Here is a 514-nt window from a genome sequence, read left to right as displayed (position 1 = left end):
GTCGTAGGCCTGGTGGCGGAATTCATCGACGATGATGCCGAAGCGGCCGACGCGGTACTCGGTGGACGGTATGAGAAAACGGCGCTCCTCGGTTCCCGGACCGCGCTTGCCGCCTGGCGTGGCGATGACCTCAACGAATCCTTTCTCGTGATCCGACGTGATGGCCGAGACCACGATCCAGTGGTCGGCATGCTCGGCGAGAAACGTGCGCTCGTCCTTCTTCCAGGATTCGCCAGGCTGGAGCACATTGCCCGTGATCGCTTCCCACGCATCCGGAAAGCTGTCCTTCATGGTGCGTTCCGCAGAACGGCGTTCGAAGCTGGTAAAGAGATGCGGGAAGGTGAAGGCGACGATCGCCCAGCACGCGTCTTCCTCATAGAATCCATCCGCCGCGCGCAGCCCGGCGTGGACCTTGCCGTTGCGTTCGGGCGAGAGGTGGAATCCGCCATGTCCGGCGGTCGAATGACAGATCACGCCTTCGGCGAAGACGGTGGCGCTCTGCGAAGGTCCCCAG

The 514-nt window shown here is 63.0% G+C and carries 1 pseudogene; it reads right to left on the bottom strand.

From position 1 onward, the window contains the following. Positions 1–514: pseudogene (locus tag EOA60_RS36670) on the bottom strand (hypothetical protein); the annotation flags it as partial.

The organism is Mesorhizobium sp. M1A.F.Ca.IN.020.06.1.1, assembly GCF_004023265.1.
Taxonomy (GTDB): Bacteria; Pseudomonadota; Alphaproteobacteria; order Rhizobiales; family Rhizobiaceae; genus Mesorhizobium.
This window is presented reverse-complemented; position numbering and strand designations above follow the sequence as displayed.